The sequence below is a fragment of the Acinetobacter sp. MF4642 genome, assembly GCF_002018925.1.
Lineage (GTDB): Bacteria > Pseudomonadota > Gammaproteobacteria > Pseudomonadales > Moraxellaceae > Acinetobacter > Acinetobacter johnsonii.
The window spans coordinates 37,245-53,961 of the sequence record NZ_MVON01000019.1; the positions used below are offsets into that span (position 1 = coordinate 37,245).

Consider the following 16,717-nt stretch of genomic DNA (forward strand, 5'->3'; position numbering starts at 1 on the left):
GTATCTTATGTTTTAATCTGTATTCTTTTAAAGAATCGTGTCTCTAACTCAAATAACGATGAATAATATGATGAGTCAAATTGTGGGGAATGTGTTTTCAGAACTGTGGTGGATGCTACTGATCTTGTTTGGGATCGGCCTTTTAAAAGCGTTTAAGCCTTATCTGAAAGGAAAATTCGGTGAGTTCGCAGTTCAAGCGCATGTGAAATTATATTTGGATGAGCGTTATATTTTAATTAACGATGTGACTTTGCCTGATGAGCAGGGAGGGACAACTCAAATAGACCATATTCTATTGAGTCCCTTTGGTGTTTTTGTGATTGAAACCAAAAACTATAAGGGCTGGATTTTTGGTGGTGAACGTCAAAAGATGTGGACGCAGAAAATTTATAAAAAGAGTTTTAAATTTCAAAATCCGCTGCATCAAAATTATAAACACGTCAAAGTGCTGCAAAGTGTGTTGCAAGATATTGTCGATGTAGATTATATCCATTCTACTGTGGTGTTCATGCCTGAATGCGAGTTTAAAACTGCGATGCCCAGTACGGTATTTAAAGGTAAAGCATGGGTCGATTATATTAAGACCTTTGACACACTGGTGATTCCAGCGATGAAACTGAAAAGGATTCAGCTTCGGATTGAAAAAGAAGTGTTAGAAAAGTCATGGAAAACCAACCGTGAGCATGTGGCACATTTAAAACAACGCCATCAAGATAGTTAAATACTCCATTTCATAGCTGACTGATTCATTTTGTGCCGAAAATAAAATCTAGAATTTAAAAAAAGCCGGTCCATTTCTTCATGGACTGGCTTTTATCTTTGCAGTTTTTTTCTAACTTAAAAACGCTTTGGAATTTTTTGACCGCCTTCAACAGGTGTTTCTGCCTGTTTTAATACACCAAAGAGCCATGTTTCGGCATGATGTACTGCGACTTTAACACTGTCACCTTGCGCCAAACGACCCGCAATAAAACTCGCCAGCGAACAACCTGAACCGTGATATTCACCAGCTAAACGCGGGCAGCGAGTTTCAGAAATGAGCTCGCCATTCACAAACAGGGCATTACGAATATAGTCTGGTGTGTCTTCATGACCACCTTTGACCAGTACCGCTTTGGCACCCATTTCAAACAGTTTTTGCGTTGCGGTAGCTAAGTCATCGAGACCTGTTAACGCTCGTAGTTCAACTGTATTTGGGGTAATAATGTCCGCCAATGGGATCAGCTCAACAAAGGCTTTGACCAAGGTGGCTTGATCACCCAGAGAACCTCCACTGTTCGCTACTAAAACAGGGTCGAGCACATACTTGTACTCAGGATGTTCACGTAGAAACTCAGCCAGTGCTGCAATATTATCTGTGGTGCCTAACATGCCAGATTTTACGGCTCTAATCGGTAAATCACCGACAACAGCGTGTGCCTGAGCTAACAGCAATTCTTTTGATGTTGCTTCAAAACCAAACACTTGTTGCGAGTTTTGAACAGTGAGTGCTGTACACGCAATGGCTGCATGCGCACCACTTTGACCAATCGCTTCGATATCGGCCTGTAAACCAGCACCACCTGAAGGGTCTAAACCAGAAAAGCACAGTACGGTTGCGCGCACAGAAATATCCTTGTTGCGAAAATTTGCGATAGTATAGGCAACTTTAGCAGAACTCTCGATAGTATTTTATTTAAAGCCCAAGAAGGATCAGCTGTGATTAAACATATTTTGCTAGATTTAGATGGAACCTTAACAGATCCGAAAGTTGGCATTACCACCAGTGCGCGTTATGGCTTAAACAAAGTCGGACACCCCATTGCTGAAGATCTAAACATTGACTGGATTATTGGGCCACCACTAAAAGCGTCTTTGGCAAAACTTTTAAATGTTGCAGTGGATGATGTTTTGGCAGAGCAAGCTTTATTGGGCTATCGTGAGCGTTTTGCGGTGAAAGGTTTATATGAAAACCATTTATTTGCCGATGTTGAACCGACCTTAAAAAAACTGACTGAGCAGGGCTATCACTTGTATTTGGCGACAGCAAAACCAGAAGTCTATGCCCGTCAAATCTTAGAGCATTTCAATTTACTGCAATACTTTGTGCACCCTTATGGCAGTGAGCTGAACGGTGAGCGGACCAATAAGGGAGATTTGATCGCTTATATTTTAGAAAAAGAGCAGTTAAAAGCAGAAGAATGTCTGATGGTTGGTGATCGTGAGCATGACATTTTGGGTGCACGTCGTAACGGTATTGAAACCATTGCGGTGGAATACGGTTATGGTTCTGATCAAGAGTTGACGGAAGCCGCACCTAAAGCACGAATTAAAACCTTTGCTGATATCTTGGACTTTATTTAATTCAGACAGAATTTAATTCGGACAGGGTTTAAATAACGCCTTTTTCGATTGCGCACGACTTTTCTACATTTAAATAGTCGTGCGCAGTGATTAAAAAATTAAAGTCCCAACATACGCCTAATTTCATTCGCTAACAGTGCAGGATTGGCCTGCTGATGGGGAATGCTAAGGCTGTTGAAGCCATCACCGCGAAATTTACGATCCACTTCCAAAAGCACATGGGTCTGATGTTGCTCTGCCACAAAGGACACTTCAACTTCGTTGATGCTGTTGAACAATTGCGTAGGTTTAAATTCAAGTTCTTGATAACAACCAATGCTCGAGTGGAAGCCGTTACCACGTAGTTGACCTTTTTCAACATCGACGGTCATCAACTGAAAACCGCATTGCTTGAATAAACGCCTGCATAGCCGGTGTCGGTAAAATCTGTAAATAGTCTTTATTCAGTTGCATCGAGCCCCCAGTCCACATCGAGATGCGTATGTAACCACACTCGGGTTTTATTGAGGCGGCAAGGCACATCTGTAATTGGCGTTTCAAAGGGCAGTTGAATCGAAAAAGGAAATGCATGTGACTGATGAGCTTGTAACTCAAAAGCCCCGCTAATGTGCCATTCGGCAATACTTAACGCACTATTGTATTCAGCATCGTCTGACTCAACTTCAGCTGTGGTCATGAGCTTTAAATAAATACCGTTGATAATTTTATTAGACGCGGCACCTTTAAAAATAACCTCACCCTGAATGGCTTGACCCGCTTGTGGCGCGGTGGTGTGTAGACGAGTATCCACTTGAATGCCTTGTAAGCCAAGACTAGACATGAGTTTGTTAAACATGGTGCAGAACTTCCAATAGGGAATCGATAAGTTTTAAACATTTAAAGTGAATGCATTTTTAAAATGCATATTTTTAATAAGCTGTTAGCGAATGTCCAAATAAAAACTTTCTTTGACTTCTTCCATCACAATATAACTGTGCGATGATGCTGAAGAGGGCAGTTTTTTTAGTAAATCGCCCAATAGGCGTCGGTAGGCACTCATTTCTTTTAAACGGGCTTTGACCAAATAATCGAATTCACCTGAAATCAGATGGCATTCTAAAACCTCAGGAATTTCGACCAAGTCACGTGCCACTTGATCAAACACATCGCCAGACTTAGCTGATAGCTTAATTTCTAAAAATACCAATAAGTTTCGATCGACCAGTTGTGGATTGAGGCGTGCGTAGTAACCCATGATAATACCGTCCCGCTCTAAGCGTTTGACACGTTCTGAACAGGGTGTGGTTGAGAGGTTGACGCGAGAGGCCAATTCACTAATCGCAATTCGTCCATCGCGCTGCAAAATGTCTAAAATCTGCTGATCAATCCGATCTAATTTAAGCATTATAAATTTCCTATGTTTAGAATTTTAGCGCGACAAAAATGGCGATTTACCTAGATTATAATGTTAAAAACAGTGAAAAAAACTATTAACCTAAAAATATACTAGTGAAATAAACTAGTGTGTGTAAGGGATCAGTCATGCGTGTAATTGTCTTAGGTAGTGGTGTCATCGGTGTTGCAAGTGCGTATTACCTTGCACAACAAGGCGCAAGCGTTACGGTTTTAGACCGTCAAACTGGTCCTGCTGAAGAAACTAGCTTTGGTAACGCAGGGCAAATCTCTCCAGGTTATTCTACACCGTGGGCTGCACCCGGTATTCCGTTTAAAGCCGTAAAGTGGATGTTCCAACACCATGCACCTTTAGCGATTAACATCGATGGTAGCATGTGGCAGTTGAACTGGATGGCGCAAATGTTGAAAAACTGCAATCCACAAAGCTATGCTATTAACAAAGAACGTATGACGCGTGTTGCTGAATACAGCCGTGACTGCTTACGTGAACTGCGTAAAGAAACAGGCATTCACTATGAAAACCGCGCGAAAGGAACTTTGCAGGTTTTCCGTAATGAAGCCCAATTGGATGCCGTACAACGTGACATCCAAGTGTTAAAAGAATGTGGCGTCGACTACGAACTATTATTAAAAGATGACTTAGCCAAAGTCGAGCCAGCTTTAGCCTATGCCAAAGACAAACTGGTGGGTGGTTTACATTTACCGAATGATGAAACAGGTGACTGTTACCTATTTACCAATGCTTTGGCAAACCTTGCGAAAGACATGGGCGTAGAATTTAAATTTAACCAAAATGTTGAAAAACTAGTGGTTGAAGGAGATGAAATCAAAGGCGTAGTGGTTGATGGTCAAGTGCTTACAGCAGACCGTTATGTGCTTGCTTTTGGTAGTTATTCACGTGATTTCTTAAAACCATTGAATTTGAATTTGCCTGTGTATCCTGTCAAAGGCTACTCACTGACGATCCCAATTGTAGATCCTGCATTTGCACCGCAGTCTACGGTTCTTGATGAAACTTATAAAATTGCTATTACGCGTTTTGACCAACGTATCCGTGTGGGTGGTATGGCTGAACTGAGTGGTTTCAACCACGGTTTAAACCAAGACCGCCGTGCGACCTTGGAAATGGTGACTCAAGACTTATTCCCAGGTGGAAATTTAGCTGAAGCAAGTTTCTGGACGGGTTTACGTCCAATGACACCAGACTCTACGCCGATTATTGGTGCGACTCGTTTTAAAAACTTATTCTTGAATACAGGACATGGCACCCTGGGTTGGACCATGGCATGTGGTTCAGGCAAGCTTATTAGTGACTTGGTGATGAATCATCAACCAGACATCAGTACTGAAGGTCTATCGATTCAACGTTACCCTTCAGCAGCCTAATTCGTTTTAGGTCATATTGATTCAAGGAAGAAGAAAATGCCACGTCCAATTACTGCAGTGATTCATAGCCAATCACTGCAGCATAATTTAAATGTTGCTCGCACTAAAATGCCGAATAGCCAAGTCTATGCGGTGGTCAAAGCCAATGCCTATGGTCATGGCATTGAACGTGTCTATCAAGCGTTCAAATCTGCTGATGGTTTTGCGTTGCTCGATTTGGCAGAGGCGAAACGTATCCGTGCTTTGGGCTGGACAGGTCCAGTTCTGTTACTCGAAGGTATTTTTTCAGAGCAAGATCTATTTGACTGCCATGAGTTGGATCTAAGCTTTAGTATTCATAGTGAATATCAACTCGAATGGTTAGCGCGTTTTCCTTTAGAGGCGCAGTTCGATGTTTATTTAAAAATGAACAGCGGTATGAACCGTCTAGGTTTCCGTCCTGAACAATACCGTCAAGTGTGGCAGCAGCTTTCCAGTTTGCCTCAAGTTCAACGCTTGACCCATATGATGCATTTTTCGGATGCCGATGGTGAGCGTTTCGGACGTGAAGGCATTGCGCATCAATGTCAGTTATTTGATGCCATCACCCATGATCTACCGGGTGCACGTTCAGTCAGTAACAGTGCAGCCATTCTCCGCCATGAACAGTTGCAGTCGGATGTGATCCGTAGCGGCATCATGCTCTATGGTAGTTCTCCAGATTATCCAAGCCATTCGATTCAGGACTGGGACTTGCAACCAGCCATGAGTTTGCGCAGCGAGTTGATTGCCATTCAGCAATTAAAAGCAGGCGATAGCGTCGGTTATGGCTCAAAGTTCATTGCTGAAAGCGACATGCGTGTGGGTATTGTGGCTTGTGGTTATGCCGATGGTTATCAACGGATTACCGCAACAGGTACGCCTATTTTAGTTGATGGACAACGCAGCCGCTTGGTCGGGCGTGTCAGCATGGACATGTTGGCGGTCGATTTATCTCACCTTCCAAATGCCCAATTCGGCAGTGAAGTGGTGCTGTGGGGTACATCGAAACAGGATGCTGTACTCAGCATTGATGAAGTCGCAGCAGGTTCAGGCACGATTGGCTATGAGCTGATGTGTGCTGTCACTGCACGTGTCAATTTTATCCAAGATTAAATTTTATTTTTATACAGTTTCATACAAGGAAAGACCTATGTCACATTCAGACATTCAAAAATTCAACACCAACGAAGTCATGAGTGCAGTCACTGTGTTTAATCAAGTGGTGTATTTGTCAGGGCAAGTGCCAAAAAATACCGACAATGATGTCGCAGGTCAGACCCGTGAAATTTTAGCAACAATTGATGAGCTTTTAGCTTTGGCAAATACAGATAAATCACGTTTGTTATCTGCTCAGCTTTACATCAAAAATCTCTCTGATTTTTCAACAGTCAATACGATTTGGATTGATTGGATGAAGGGTTGTGTAGCGCCTTCACGTGCCACGATTCAGGCTGATTTGGTTAATCCAAATTGGTTGATCGAAATTGCAGTGACGGCTGCACAAAACTAATTTTTTAAACTCTCCCCGTGTATATCAGCGCTTGGGTTTCAACCGAAGTGCTGATGAGCGTATAAATGCCGCCCGTTAGGATAACGAGCACTGTATGAACATGGTTTATACGCAAAAGGACTTTAACAGGATGTTAAATTATGACGACTACCCCACAAGCTGACGGTGCAAATGCATCATCGCATGAATTACAACGGAAATTATCCAACCGCCACCTGCAATTGATTGCCATTGGTGGCGCGATTGGTACGGGCCTGTTCATGGGTTCGGGCAAAACCATCTCTCTTGCTGGTCCTTCTATCCTAATCATTTATATGATTATCGGGACCATGTTCTTCTTCCTAATGCGTGCATTGGGCGAAATTTTATTGTCAAATTTGCACTATAAGTCGTTTATCGACATGGCTCATGATCTGATTGGGCCGGGTGCGGGTTACTATATCGGTTGGTCCTATTGGCTCGGTTGGGTCTTGGTTGGTATTGCGGACTTGGCAGCCATTATTAACTATCTCGGCTTTTGGCTCCCGCCAGACATGGCCTTTACTCCCATGGGGCAGGCTTTAATCAGTGTCGGCTGTGTGCTGTTTGTCCTTGGGTTAAATTTGCTGACCGTGAAACTCTTTGGTGAAATTGAATTTTGGTTTGCTTTAATCAAAATTTTAGCCATTTTAGGGCTGATCGTGATAGGCGGCTTTATGGTATTCAGCCATTTTCACTCACCGGATGGCACGGCTTCCAGCTTTACCAATGTCTGGTCGCATGGCGGCATGTTTCCTAAAGGTGGTAGTGGCTTTCTAGCAGGTTTTCAAATTGCACTCTTTGCCTTTGTCGGTGTAGAGCTAATTGGAACCATGGCTGCTGAAACCAAAGATCCTGAAAAGAACTTACCTAAAGCAGTGAATGCGATTCCAACCCGTATCATTTTGTTCTATGTCTTGTCATTATTTGTGGTGATGTCGGTGACGCCGTGGAATCAAATTCCTGCGGATCAAAGTCCGTTCGTTTCACTATTTTTACATGCAGGTATTCCGACTTCAGCCATCATTATGAACTTGGTGGTGCTGTCTTCAGTGATGTCTTCAATGAATAGTGGTGTGTTCTCTACATCACGTATGCTGTTTGGTTTGGCAAGAGAAGGGCAAGCACCACAGAGCCTAGCGCGTCTGTCAAAACGTGCAGTACCAGCAAAAGGCTTATTCTTCTCATGTGCTTTTATCATGGCAGGTGCTGCGCTGCAGTACTTTGTACCAAACACGGTTGAAGCCTTTACATTAGCCAGCTCATTGTGTGTGATTCTGTTCATCAGTATCTGGAGCATTATTATGGTGTGCTATATCCGCTATCGTAAATTGCGTCCTGAGCTACATGCAAAATCGACCTTTAAAATGCCAGGCGGTGTTTGGATGTCTTATGTGGTCTTAATCTTCTTGTTCTTTACGTTGATTATTTTGAGTTTAGAGGCGGATACTCTTCGTGCACTCATGATCAGTCCACTATGGGTGATTATTTTAGCCGTGACGTATCAACTGCTGTACAAACTACGTATGAAAAAACGTCTGTTAGGGCAGCAATTGGATAACTAAGTAACATTTATTCTGTACTCGTGATATTTGAAAGAAAGCCCTGCAAAAGTAGGGCTTTCTTTTTGCTTGAGCTGAATCAATGGGTTCTAATTCAGTGTTAGATCATTGTATGATTTTATATATAAAAGCTGTCTAAATCAGGCGATTTCACTTTTAATGAGGCACTTTAAAATTTTAACAATGATTTATGCGTAATTATAAAATCGACATCCTACGTGGCGTGTCCATCCTATTGGTGCTGATTCATCATTTCAATATTCCGTATAAATTACACGATACCTTTCTCGGCATCCCCATTGGGGGCGAGAGCTTAAGTACCTTGCTTGCACGAAACGGCAACTATGGTGTGACCATGTTTTTTGTCATTTCAGGTTTTTTGATTACCCAGCATACCTTACAGCGTAGTGGATCTTTGGCGCAGATTAAGCTGAAAGATTTTTATATCCGTCGTATTGCCCGAATCATACCGTGTCTGGTGTTATTGGTTGCGATGGTCAGTGTGCTCGGAAGTTTAGGGTTGCAACCCTTTCTCAATCAGTCACCCAATGGCAAAGAGGTGTCCTATGCTGTGACTATTCTTTCAGCTTTGAGTTTCTGGATGAATCTATTGATTATTGAATACGGCTGGGTGAACTATGCCTTGGGCGTATTGTGGTCTTTATCGGTTGAAGAGGTTTTCTATTTGGCATTTCCTGTCCTGTGTTTAGCACTGGGTCGAGGCAAAGGCTTTATTGTTTTTCTACTCGCTGTCATCGCGTATGCACCGTATTTTCGTGCCCTCCATTTTGGCGAGGAAAGTGGTGCTTATCTGTATCATTATTTTTCTAGTTTCGATGGAATTGCCATTGGCTGCCTCACCGCAATGTATACGCAGCATTTCAAAGGTGCCATTTACAATCAAAAAATGATTGTTGCAGTAACAGCGTTGCTGATGACCGCTTTATATTTTTATGCACCCATCAAAGAGGTGAGTACATGGGGTATCAGCGTATTTGCGTTACTTACGGCGTTACTCATATTTTGCTTTTCTCAAGAGCCGAAAGTTAAACCTGCCTCATACACGGCACGGAGTTTGGTTTGGATTGGGCAGCGTAGTTATGAAATGTATTTGTTTCACTTAATTGTTCTCGGCTTAATGAAAGTGGTGTATTTCCCAAAAGACACTTTAGCGGCTGAAAAGCTGATGTTGTTGCCTGTTTATTTTATCGCGGTGTTTATTTTGAGTTGGGCGATTGAGAAATATTATTCAACCCCGCTCAATTTAAAAATTCGTCAATCTTGGATACGTTCGTAATACTGATCTTGAACTGTGCTGTTGATTTTGTACAGACATTAAAAAGCCCCGAATCAATCGGGGCTTTTTAAGTGTGGGATTTTAAAATGTCGGTTTAACCACGACTAAAATCACCACAGCAAATAAAATGAGGGTCGGCATTTCATTAAAGAAGCGCCAAAATTTGTGTGACTTGTAGTGCGCATGACCAATCAATTTCTTACGGTAATAACCGCAGACAAAGTGATAAATCACTAACAGTCCAACCAAACCAACTTTGAGGTAGAACCACAGGGCTTCATGGTAGTGGCGCGTTGCATCACCCCAATCGACCAAGAAGTGTGCCGTGATCAGAGTTGCAATCATCGACGGCCACATAATGCCACGGTACAACTTGCGTTCCATGACTTCAAAACGTTGATGACTGACGGCATCATCACTCATGGCATGGTAAACATAGAGCCGTGGTAAGTAGAACAATGCAGCGAACCAACACACCACGGCAATAATATGTAATGCTTTTACCCACAAGAAAGCATCAGAAGGAGCATCCATCAAGTCACCCTAAAATGGGCGGCTTAGCCTTCCCACTTTTTGAAAATGAGACATGCATTTACGCCGCCAAAACCGAAACTGTTACTCATCACAGTATTCAATTTTGCGTCACGTTTTTCAAGCACGATATCAAATGGTTTTGCGCCTTCATCCAGTTCAGTCACGTTGATGTTTGGTGCAATAAAGTCATTTTGCATCATTAGCACAGAGTAGATCGCTTCTTGTACACCAGCAGCACCCAAGCTATGACCTGTCATTGACTTGGTTGAGCTGAGTGGAGGAACTTGACCTTCGCCAAATGCACGTTCCATTGCTTTTAATTCAGTGATGTCACCAGCAGGCGTCGACGTACCATGCGTATTCACATAGTCAATTTTGTCTACGCCGTGTTGTTTTGCTTCTTCAAGTGCCATCAGTACACAACGTGTCGCACCTTCACCAGATGGCGCAACCATGTCTGCACCATCAGAGTTTGCAGCATAGCCCACGACTTCAGCCAAAATGTTGGCACCACGTGCTTGCGCATGTTCTAAAGACTCAAGCACTACAAAACCGCCACCGCCAGCAATCACGAAACCATCACGGTCTGCTGAATAAGGGCGAGACGCTGTTTCTGGTGTGTCATTGTATTTTGAGCACAGTGCACCCATCGCATCAAATAACAAGCTTTGAGACCAGTGATCTTCTTCACCACCACCTGCAAGCATTAAGTCTTGTTTGCCGAGTTGAATTAGGTTGTAGGCATAACCAATTGCATCAGCAGACGTTGCGCATGCGCTGGTAATGGTGTGTGCAACACCTTGCATTTTAAAAGCAACACCAACGTTTGCTGTAATTGTGTTCGACATATTGCGTGGTACGAAGAACGGACCAACTTTACGTGCGCCTTTGGTGTCTAACAATTCTTTCATTTCAACTACAGATGCAGTTGAGCCACCACCTGAACCGCCCGCGATACCATAGCGTGGGTTGCCACCAATTTGCTCTGCTGTTAAGCCTGCATTTTCAACCGCAGCAACCGCAGCATTGTATGCATACATGGCACAAACACCCATAAAGCGTTTTAGCTTACGGTCGATACCATCAAAGTCTTGTTCAGCAGCAGCGCTGATATGACTTTTAAAATTGAGTTCAGCATAGGTTGGGTTAAAACGTGTCCCAGAAATCCCGTTTTGTAATGCATGAGTAACTTCTTCCAAAGTATTACCGATACATGAGTTGATACCCATGCCAGTGATTACTACACGTTTCATTTAAAGATCCCTTATATGGTGGTTTTGCAGAGTTGCGCTTAAAGATGAATCAACAATTTATTTCTAAGCCAATTGCAACTCTTATGTTTTCAATGCAGATCATAATAGCAGAAAGAATTTTTAATTCTTATGGCAAATCCTATGCCAATTTGACTTGTCTTAAAATCAGGAGCAGAGCATTTCAACTTTACTAAAAGACACATATTCTTATTGAGATAAATGCGTACTACACCTAGTATTTAGCTAGAAATGAAAGATTATAAAGTACGGGGTACGGAATGGCGGATTCAAACAATAAACAGCGCAGTGGTTTCTTTTCAAATGCCTTCGGAGTGGCTAAAAAGCTCAGCCATACAGGTTTAAACATATTAAACCAAGTGAGCCCAGATACGGCCTCAGCACTGACCAATGCTACAACTGGTGATAGTGCGAGTACAAAAACAAAATCGAAAAATAAGCGTTATGAACACCCGCAGCAAGTCTTAAGAGACCATCTGCCGACAGTATCACGTCATTTATTAGGACGTCATTATGTCAACGCAAATCGAGTGGCACATTTTGTGTCGCCACAACTTTCCGATAAAGCCGCAGATTATTTTTTTAGCCAGCTCAATCAATTTAGCTCGAGTATGAGCTCGGTCGATGCCGTTTTAGATGAAGCGGGCGTGCGTGATTTAGAAATGTTGACCCAAGATGTCGACCGTTCAAAACGGATTAGTCAGGCACTGTCCGAACAAAATAAAATTATTGCTATCTTGCAAGGTGCACTGACTGGAGCAACGGGCTTTGTGGGCTCAACCGTAGATGTACCCGCTTCCTTGGTGATGTCGTTACGTATGATTTATCAGGTGGGGCGTTCTTATGGCTTTGACTTAACTAAAGAATCTGATCAAGACATCGTCCAGTTTATTTTTAAACAGATTGATCTTGGGCTGATTGCGGAAAAACAAACTTTGTTGATGGCGATAAAAGCCATTTCAAGTACCTTGCAAACCCATGATGTCTCTCAGTTACAACAGCTTTTAGGTTCAAGCAATGATATTGAAGCCTTAAAGAAATGGTTGACCAATGCCGATGGTCAGCTGAAATGGGGGCAGTCGATTGTTAACCTATCGCTACTGAATAAGTTAGCAAAACTCACACCAATTGCCAGTGCAGGGGTGAGTGCAGCTTATAGTTGGCGCCTTGTTGATGATGTACACCAAAAAGCACAACTGGTTTTTTCACAAGCCCGTCAATATATCATTCAACAAAAAGATACTAGCCTGAGTGCTTTAACTGCATATGAACGCTCACTTGAGCTTTTGGTGAAAGCCTCGCCACGACTGCTGTCACAGCGCAGTACATCAGAGACCGATAGTTCAGATTTGAAGATTGGGGCTGAAGTAGAGTTAAAAGGTCATCAAAGTATTACCAAGGTTAAAATCCAGAAAAAGTCTGACAAAGTTACAGAGCCTGTCGCAACCGAAGAACGTGTTCAACAAGGGCTGGAACAACTCGCAGATCAAATGATTGAACCCCATGATGCTGTTGCACCGCAGCAACCAGCCCTACAAATGGAAGAGGATCTTGCAGATTTATATCCAGTGGATGAGGTTGAGGAGACCACACAGAACAATAATGAGTCTTTTACGGAAAATGAACCCAATATGGCTTCAAAAGTCACAGCAAAACCCGCTGTAGAGCCGACTGAAAAAAAGGTTACAAAAAGACGAAATGCGCCAAGTAAAAAATAAACCCTTTAAAATAGATAGAAATTTGTAAAAGCCCTGATTTGGTCAACATTACATGTAGTTTGAAATGTTGACCATTTTTACGTCTTAGCTTACAATTGCATGCCCTCAAAAAGTCGTCTTTTTTTGGGTTTTTTATTAACGGGAGAATTGCCAAATGGCAACAACAAATCAGTTGATCCGTAAGGGTCGTACGACTTTAGTTGAAAAATCTAAAGTTCCTGCGTTGAAGGCTTGTCCACAACGTCGTGGTGTTTGTACACGTGTTTACACAACTACACCTAAAAAACCTAACTCAGCAATGCGTAAAGTTTGCCGTGTGCGTTTAACTTCTGGCTTTGAAGTTTCTAGCTACATCGGTGGTGAAGGCCACAACCTACAAGAGCACAGTGTTGTTCTTATCCGTGGTGGTCGTGTTAAAGACTTACCAGGTGTACGTTACCATACCGTTCGTGGTTCTTTAGACTGTGCTGGTGTGAAAGATCGTAACCAGTCTCGTTCTAAATACGGTACTAAACGTCCTAAGAAATAATCTTTCGAGATTAACCTCTTAGTTCGCTAGAACTGCAATCCTTTATCGTCTCGCTTGTCTGATTTCTGCATTAATTTTGTGAAATTCAAGCGACGTGTAGTAAGGCCAGCGAAAGCACATGACACTTTGTGCTACGGCTGGATTAACCTGAAGTGTCATATATATAGGTAGTTTAAAATGCCAAGACGTCGCGTAGTTGCTGCTCGTGAAATCCTTCCGGATCCTAAGTTCAGCAGCCAAACAATCGCTAAATTCATGAACCACGTAATGCAAGATGGTAAAAAATCTATTGCTGAAAGTATCGTTTACGGTGCTTTAGACCGCGTTCAAGAAAAAAACAAAGTAGACCCAGTTGAATTTTTCGAGACTACTCTTGAAAAAGTTCGTCCTATGGTTGAAGTAAAAGCACGCCGTGTTGGTGGTGCTACTTATCAAGTACCTATGGAAGTACGCCCATCCCGTCGTACTGCTCTAGCTATGCGTTGGTTAGTAGATGCTGCTGCTAAGCGTTCTGAAAAAACTATGGCTTTACGTCTTGCTGGTGAGTTGCTTGATGCAGCTGAAGGTAAAGGCGCAGCGGTTAAAAAACGTGATGACGTGCATCGTATGGCTGAAGCCAACAAAGCATTCTCTCACTACCGCTTCTAAGCGACTAAAACAGCCCCTATTCAGGAGGGTGATAGCTTGGCTTACGCCAAACTGTCATCGAATCGCTTTAAGCTGTTCGTCAGCTTAAAGCGCCTGTTTTAAACAACAAAATTTAGGAATGCAAGAAATCATGGCTCGTCAAACCCCAATTTCTCGTTATCGTAACATTGGTATTTCTGCGCACATTGATGCGGGTAAAACCACAACTACAGAACGTATTTTGTTCTACACAGGTGTATCTCACAAAATTGGTGAAGTACACGACGGTGCAGCAACAATGGACTGGATGGAGCAAGAGCAAGAACGTGGTATTACCATTACTTCTGCTGCTACGACTACATTCTGGTCAGGTATGTCTAAACAGTTCCCTGAACACCGTATCAACGTAATTGATACACCGGGACACGTTGACTTCACAATTGAAGTTGAACGTTCTATGCGTGTTCTTGATGGTGCGTGTATGGTTTACTGTGCTGTAGGTGGTGTACAACCTCAGTCTGAAACTGTATGGCGTCAAGCGAACAAATACCAAGTGCCTCGTTTAGCATTCGTGAACAAGATGGACCGTACTGGTGCAAACTTCTTCCGTGTTGTTGAACAAATGAAGACACGTTTAGGTGCAGCTCCTGTACCTGTAGTAATCCCTGTTGGCGCTGAAGAAAACTTCCAAGGCGTAATCGACTTGATCGAAATGAAAGCGATCATTTGGGATGAAGCTTCACAAGGTATGCAGTTCGAATACGGTGAAATCCCGGCTGAACTTCTAGCTACTGCTGAAGAATGGCGTACAAACATGGTTGAAGCTGCTGCTGAAGCTTCTGAAGAGCTAATGGACAAATACCTAGAAGAAGGCGAACTATCTAAAGAAGATATCGTTGCTGGTCTACGTGTTCAAACTTTGGCTTGTCAAATTCAACCAATGCTTTGTGGTACAGCGTTCAAAAACAAAGGTGTTCAACGTATGTTGGACGCAGTAATTGAATTCTTACCGTCGCCTACAGAAGTTAAAGCGATTGAAGGTGTTCTTGACGACAAAGCTGAAACTAAAGCGATTCGTGAAGCATCTGACGAAGCTCCGTTCTCTGCGCTTGCGTTCAAAATCATGAACGACAAATTCGTAGGTAACTTAACTTTCGTACGTGTTTACTCTGGTGTTCTTAAACAAGGTGATTCTGTTTATAACCCAGTTAAATCTAAACGTGAACGTATCGGCCGTATCGTGCAAATGCACGCGAACGATCGTCAAGACGTTGAAGAAATTCGTGCGGGTGATATCGCTGCGTGTGTAGGTCTTAAAGACGTTACTACGGGTGATACACTTTGTGATGAGAAAAATGTCATCACACTTGAGCGTATGGAATTCCCAGAGCCAGTAATTGCATTGGCTGTTGAACCAAAAACTAAAGCTGACCAAGAAAAAATGTCAATTGCTTTAGGTCGTTTGGCTAAGGAAGATCCATCATTCCGCGTTCGTACTGACGAAGAGTCAGGTCAAACAATTATTGCTGGTATGGGTGAACTTCACCTTGACATCATTGTTGACCGTATGAAGCGTGAATTCGGTGTTGAAGCAAACATTGGTAAACCAATGGTTTCTTACCGTGAAACGATCAAGAAGACAGTTGAACAAGAAGGTAAATTCGTACGTCAAACTGGTGGTAAAGGTAAATTTGGTCACGTATACGTACGTTTAGAGCCAATGGATCCTGAATCAGAAAAAGATTACGAATTCGTTGAAGAAGTTGTTGGTGGTGTAGTTCCTAAAGAATTCTTCGGTGCTGTGGATAAAGGTATCCAAGAGCGTATGAAGAATGGTGTCCTTGCTGGTTACCCAGTTGTTGGCATCAAAGCTACATTGTTTGACGGTTCTTACCACGATGTCGATTCGGACGAATTATCGTTCAAAATGGCAGGTTCTTACGCATTCCGTGACGGTTTCATGAAAGCAGATCCTATCTTGCTTGAACCGATCATGAAAGTTGAAGTAGAAACTCCAGAAGACTACATGGGCGATATCATGGGTGACTTAAACCGTCGTCGTGGTATGGTTCAAGGTATGGATGACTTGCCTGGCGGTACTAAAGCAATTAAAGCTGAAGTTCCACTTGCAGAGATGTTTGGTTACGCGACTCAAATGCGTTCTATGTCTCAAGGCCGTGCAACATACTCTATGGAATTTGCTAAATATGCTGAAACTCCACGTAACGTGGCTGAAGGCATCATTTCTAAATTTCAGTCTGGCGGTAAAAAAGGTGACGACGAGTAATCTTTCGATTACTATAAGCCCAAACTAATTCATAGTTAAAAACCAAGTGCTCATGCAGTGATCCTGCATGAGTAGTTTAAAAAGGAAGATCTCATGGCTAAGGCTAAGTTTGAACGTAATAAGCCACACGTTAACGTGGGCACAATCGGTCACGTTGACCATGGTAAAACAACTTTAACAGCTGCAATTGCAACTGTATGTGCGAAGAAATTCGGTGGC

At 42.7% G+C, this 16,717-nt stretch carries 16 protein-coding genes and 1 pseudogene; 12 read left to right on the forward strand and 5 right to left on the reverse strand.

Annotated features, from left to right (window positions below):
• Positions 1-67: 67 nt before the first annotated feature.
• On the forward strand, positions 68-721 hold the full coding sequence (locus MF4642_RS11190; RefSeq protein WP_227518542.1) for a nuclease-related domain-containing protein: 654 nt from the start codon (positions 68-70) through the stop codon (positions 719-721).
• Positions 722-837: 116 nt separating this feature from the next.
• Here MF4642_RS11190 and MF4642_RS11195 read toward each other — a convergent pair whose 3' ends face one another.
• Complete coding sequence (locus tag MF4642_RS11195) at positions 838-1,605, reverse strand: hydroxymethylpyrimidine/phosphomethylpyrimidine kinase (RefSeq protein WP_078426269.1); 768 nt, start codon at positions 1,603-1,605, stop codon at positions 838-840.
• A gap of 93 nt (positions 1,606-1,698) precedes the next feature.
• Here MF4642_RS11195 and MF4642_RS11200 point away from each other — a divergent pair, with 93 nt between their 5' ends.
• On the forward strand, positions 1,699-2,343 hold the full coding sequence (locus tag MF4642_RS11200) for an HAD-IA family hydrolase (protein ID WP_078426270.1): 645 nt from the start codon (positions 1,699-1,701) through the stop codon (positions 2,341-2,343).
• Positions 2,344-2,441: 98 nt separating this feature from the next.
• On the opposite strand, the pseudogene MF4642_RS11205 reads toward MF4642_RS11200, so the two are convergent.
• Positions 2,442-3,178, reverse strand: a pseudogene (locus tag MF4642_RS11205) (sporulation protein).
• Between the two features lie 84 nt (positions 3,179-3,262).
• Positions 3,263-3,727, reverse strand: a complete 465-nt coding sequence (locus tag MF4642_RS11210) for an Lrp/AsnC ligand binding domain-containing protein (protein ID WP_078426271.1) — start codon at positions 3,725-3,727, stop codon at positions 3,263-3,265.
• Between the two features lie 137 nt (positions 3,728-3,864).
• Between MF4642_RS11210 and MF4642_RS11215 the strand changes: the two genes are divergently transcribed.
• From MF4642_RS11215 to MF4642_RS11235, 5 genes are all read left to right on the forward strand, one after another.
• Positions 3,865-5,124 carry a D-amino acid dehydrogenase gene (locus MF4642_RS11215; protein ID WP_078426272.1) on the forward strand — a complete coding sequence of 420 codons (1,260 nt, stop codon included), beginning with the start codon at positions 3,865-3,867 and terminating at the stop codon, positions 5,122-5,124.
• A gap of 36 nt (positions 5,125-5,160) precedes the next feature.
• Entirely contained in the window at positions 5,161-6,258 is a 1,098-nt protein-coding gene (gene alr, locus MF4642_RS11220; RefSeq protein ID WP_078426273.1) for an alanine racemase, read from the forward strand.
• 37 nt (positions 6,259-6,295) lie between these two features.
• Positions 6,296-6,655, forward strand: a complete 360-nt coding sequence (locus MF4642_RS11225; RefSeq protein ID WP_078426274.1) for a RidA family protein — start codon at positions 6,296-6,298, stop codon at positions 6,653-6,655.
• A 140-nt stretch (positions 6,656-6,795) separates the two neighbouring features.
• Positions 6,796-8,238 (forward strand): amino acid permease, encoded by a 1,443-nt coding sequence (locus tag MF4642_RS11230; RefSeq protein WP_078426275.1) that lies wholly within the window; start codon positions 6,796-6,798, stop codon positions 8,236-8,238.
• Positions 8,239-8,425: 187 nt separating this feature from the next.
• Entirely contained in the window at positions 8,426-9,532 is a 1,107-nt protein-coding gene (locus MF4642_RS11235) for an acyltransferase family protein (RefSeq protein WP_078426276.1), read from the forward strand.
• A gap of 81 nt (positions 9,533-9,613) precedes the next feature.
• On the opposite strand, the gene MF4642_RS11240 is transcribed toward MF4642_RS11235, so the two are convergent.
• Together MF4642_RS11240 and MF4642_RS11245 are read right to left on the reverse strand one after the other, a co-directional pair.
• Entirely contained in the window at positions 9,614-10,066 is a 453-nt protein-coding gene (locus MF4642_RS11240) for a CopD family protein (RefSeq protein ID WP_005011820.1), read from the reverse strand.
• A 23-nt stretch (positions 10,067-10,089) separates the two neighbouring features.
• Positions 10,090-11,319, reverse strand: coding sequence for a beta-ketoacyl synthase N-terminal-like domain-containing protein (locus MF4642_RS11245; protein WP_004694933.1), 1,230 nt, complete (start codon positions 11,317-11,319; stop codon positions 10,090-10,092).
• Positions 11,320-11,597: 278 nt separating this feature from the next.
• On the opposite strand from MF4642_RS11245, the gene MF4642_RS11250 reads away from it, so the two are divergent.
• From MF4642_RS11250 to MF4642_RS11270, 5 genes are all read left to right on the forward strand, one after another.
• Positions 11,598-13,055, forward strand: a complete 1,458-nt coding sequence (locus MF4642_RS11250) for an EcsC family protein (RefSeq protein WP_078389943.1) — start codon at positions 11,598-11,600, stop codon at positions 13,053-13,055.
• Positions 13,056-13,209: 154 nt separating this feature from the next.
• Complete coding sequence (rpsL, locus tag MF4642_RS11255) at positions 13,210-13,584, forward strand: 30S ribosomal protein S12 (RefSeq protein WP_002050319.1); 375 nt, start codon at positions 13,210-13,212, stop codon at positions 13,582-13,584.
• Between the two features lie 177 nt (positions 13,585-13,761).
• Positions 13,762-14,232: a 30S ribosomal protein S7 gene (rpsG, locus tag MF4642_RS11260; RefSeq protein WP_004694929.1), complete on the forward strand. Its 471-nt coding sequence runs from the start codon at positions 13,762-13,764 to the stop codon at positions 14,230-14,232.
• Positions 14,233-14,362: 130 nt separating this feature from the next.
• Entirely contained in the window at positions 14,363-16,498 is a 2,136-nt protein-coding gene (fusA, locus tag MF4642_RS11265; protein WP_005400176.1) for an elongation factor G, read from the forward strand.
• A gap of 93 nt (positions 16,499-16,591) precedes the next feature.
• On the forward strand, positions 16,592-16,717 hold a 126-nt coding region (locus MF4642_RS11270), incomplete at its 3' end, for a GTP-binding protein (RefSeq protein ID WP_227518531.1).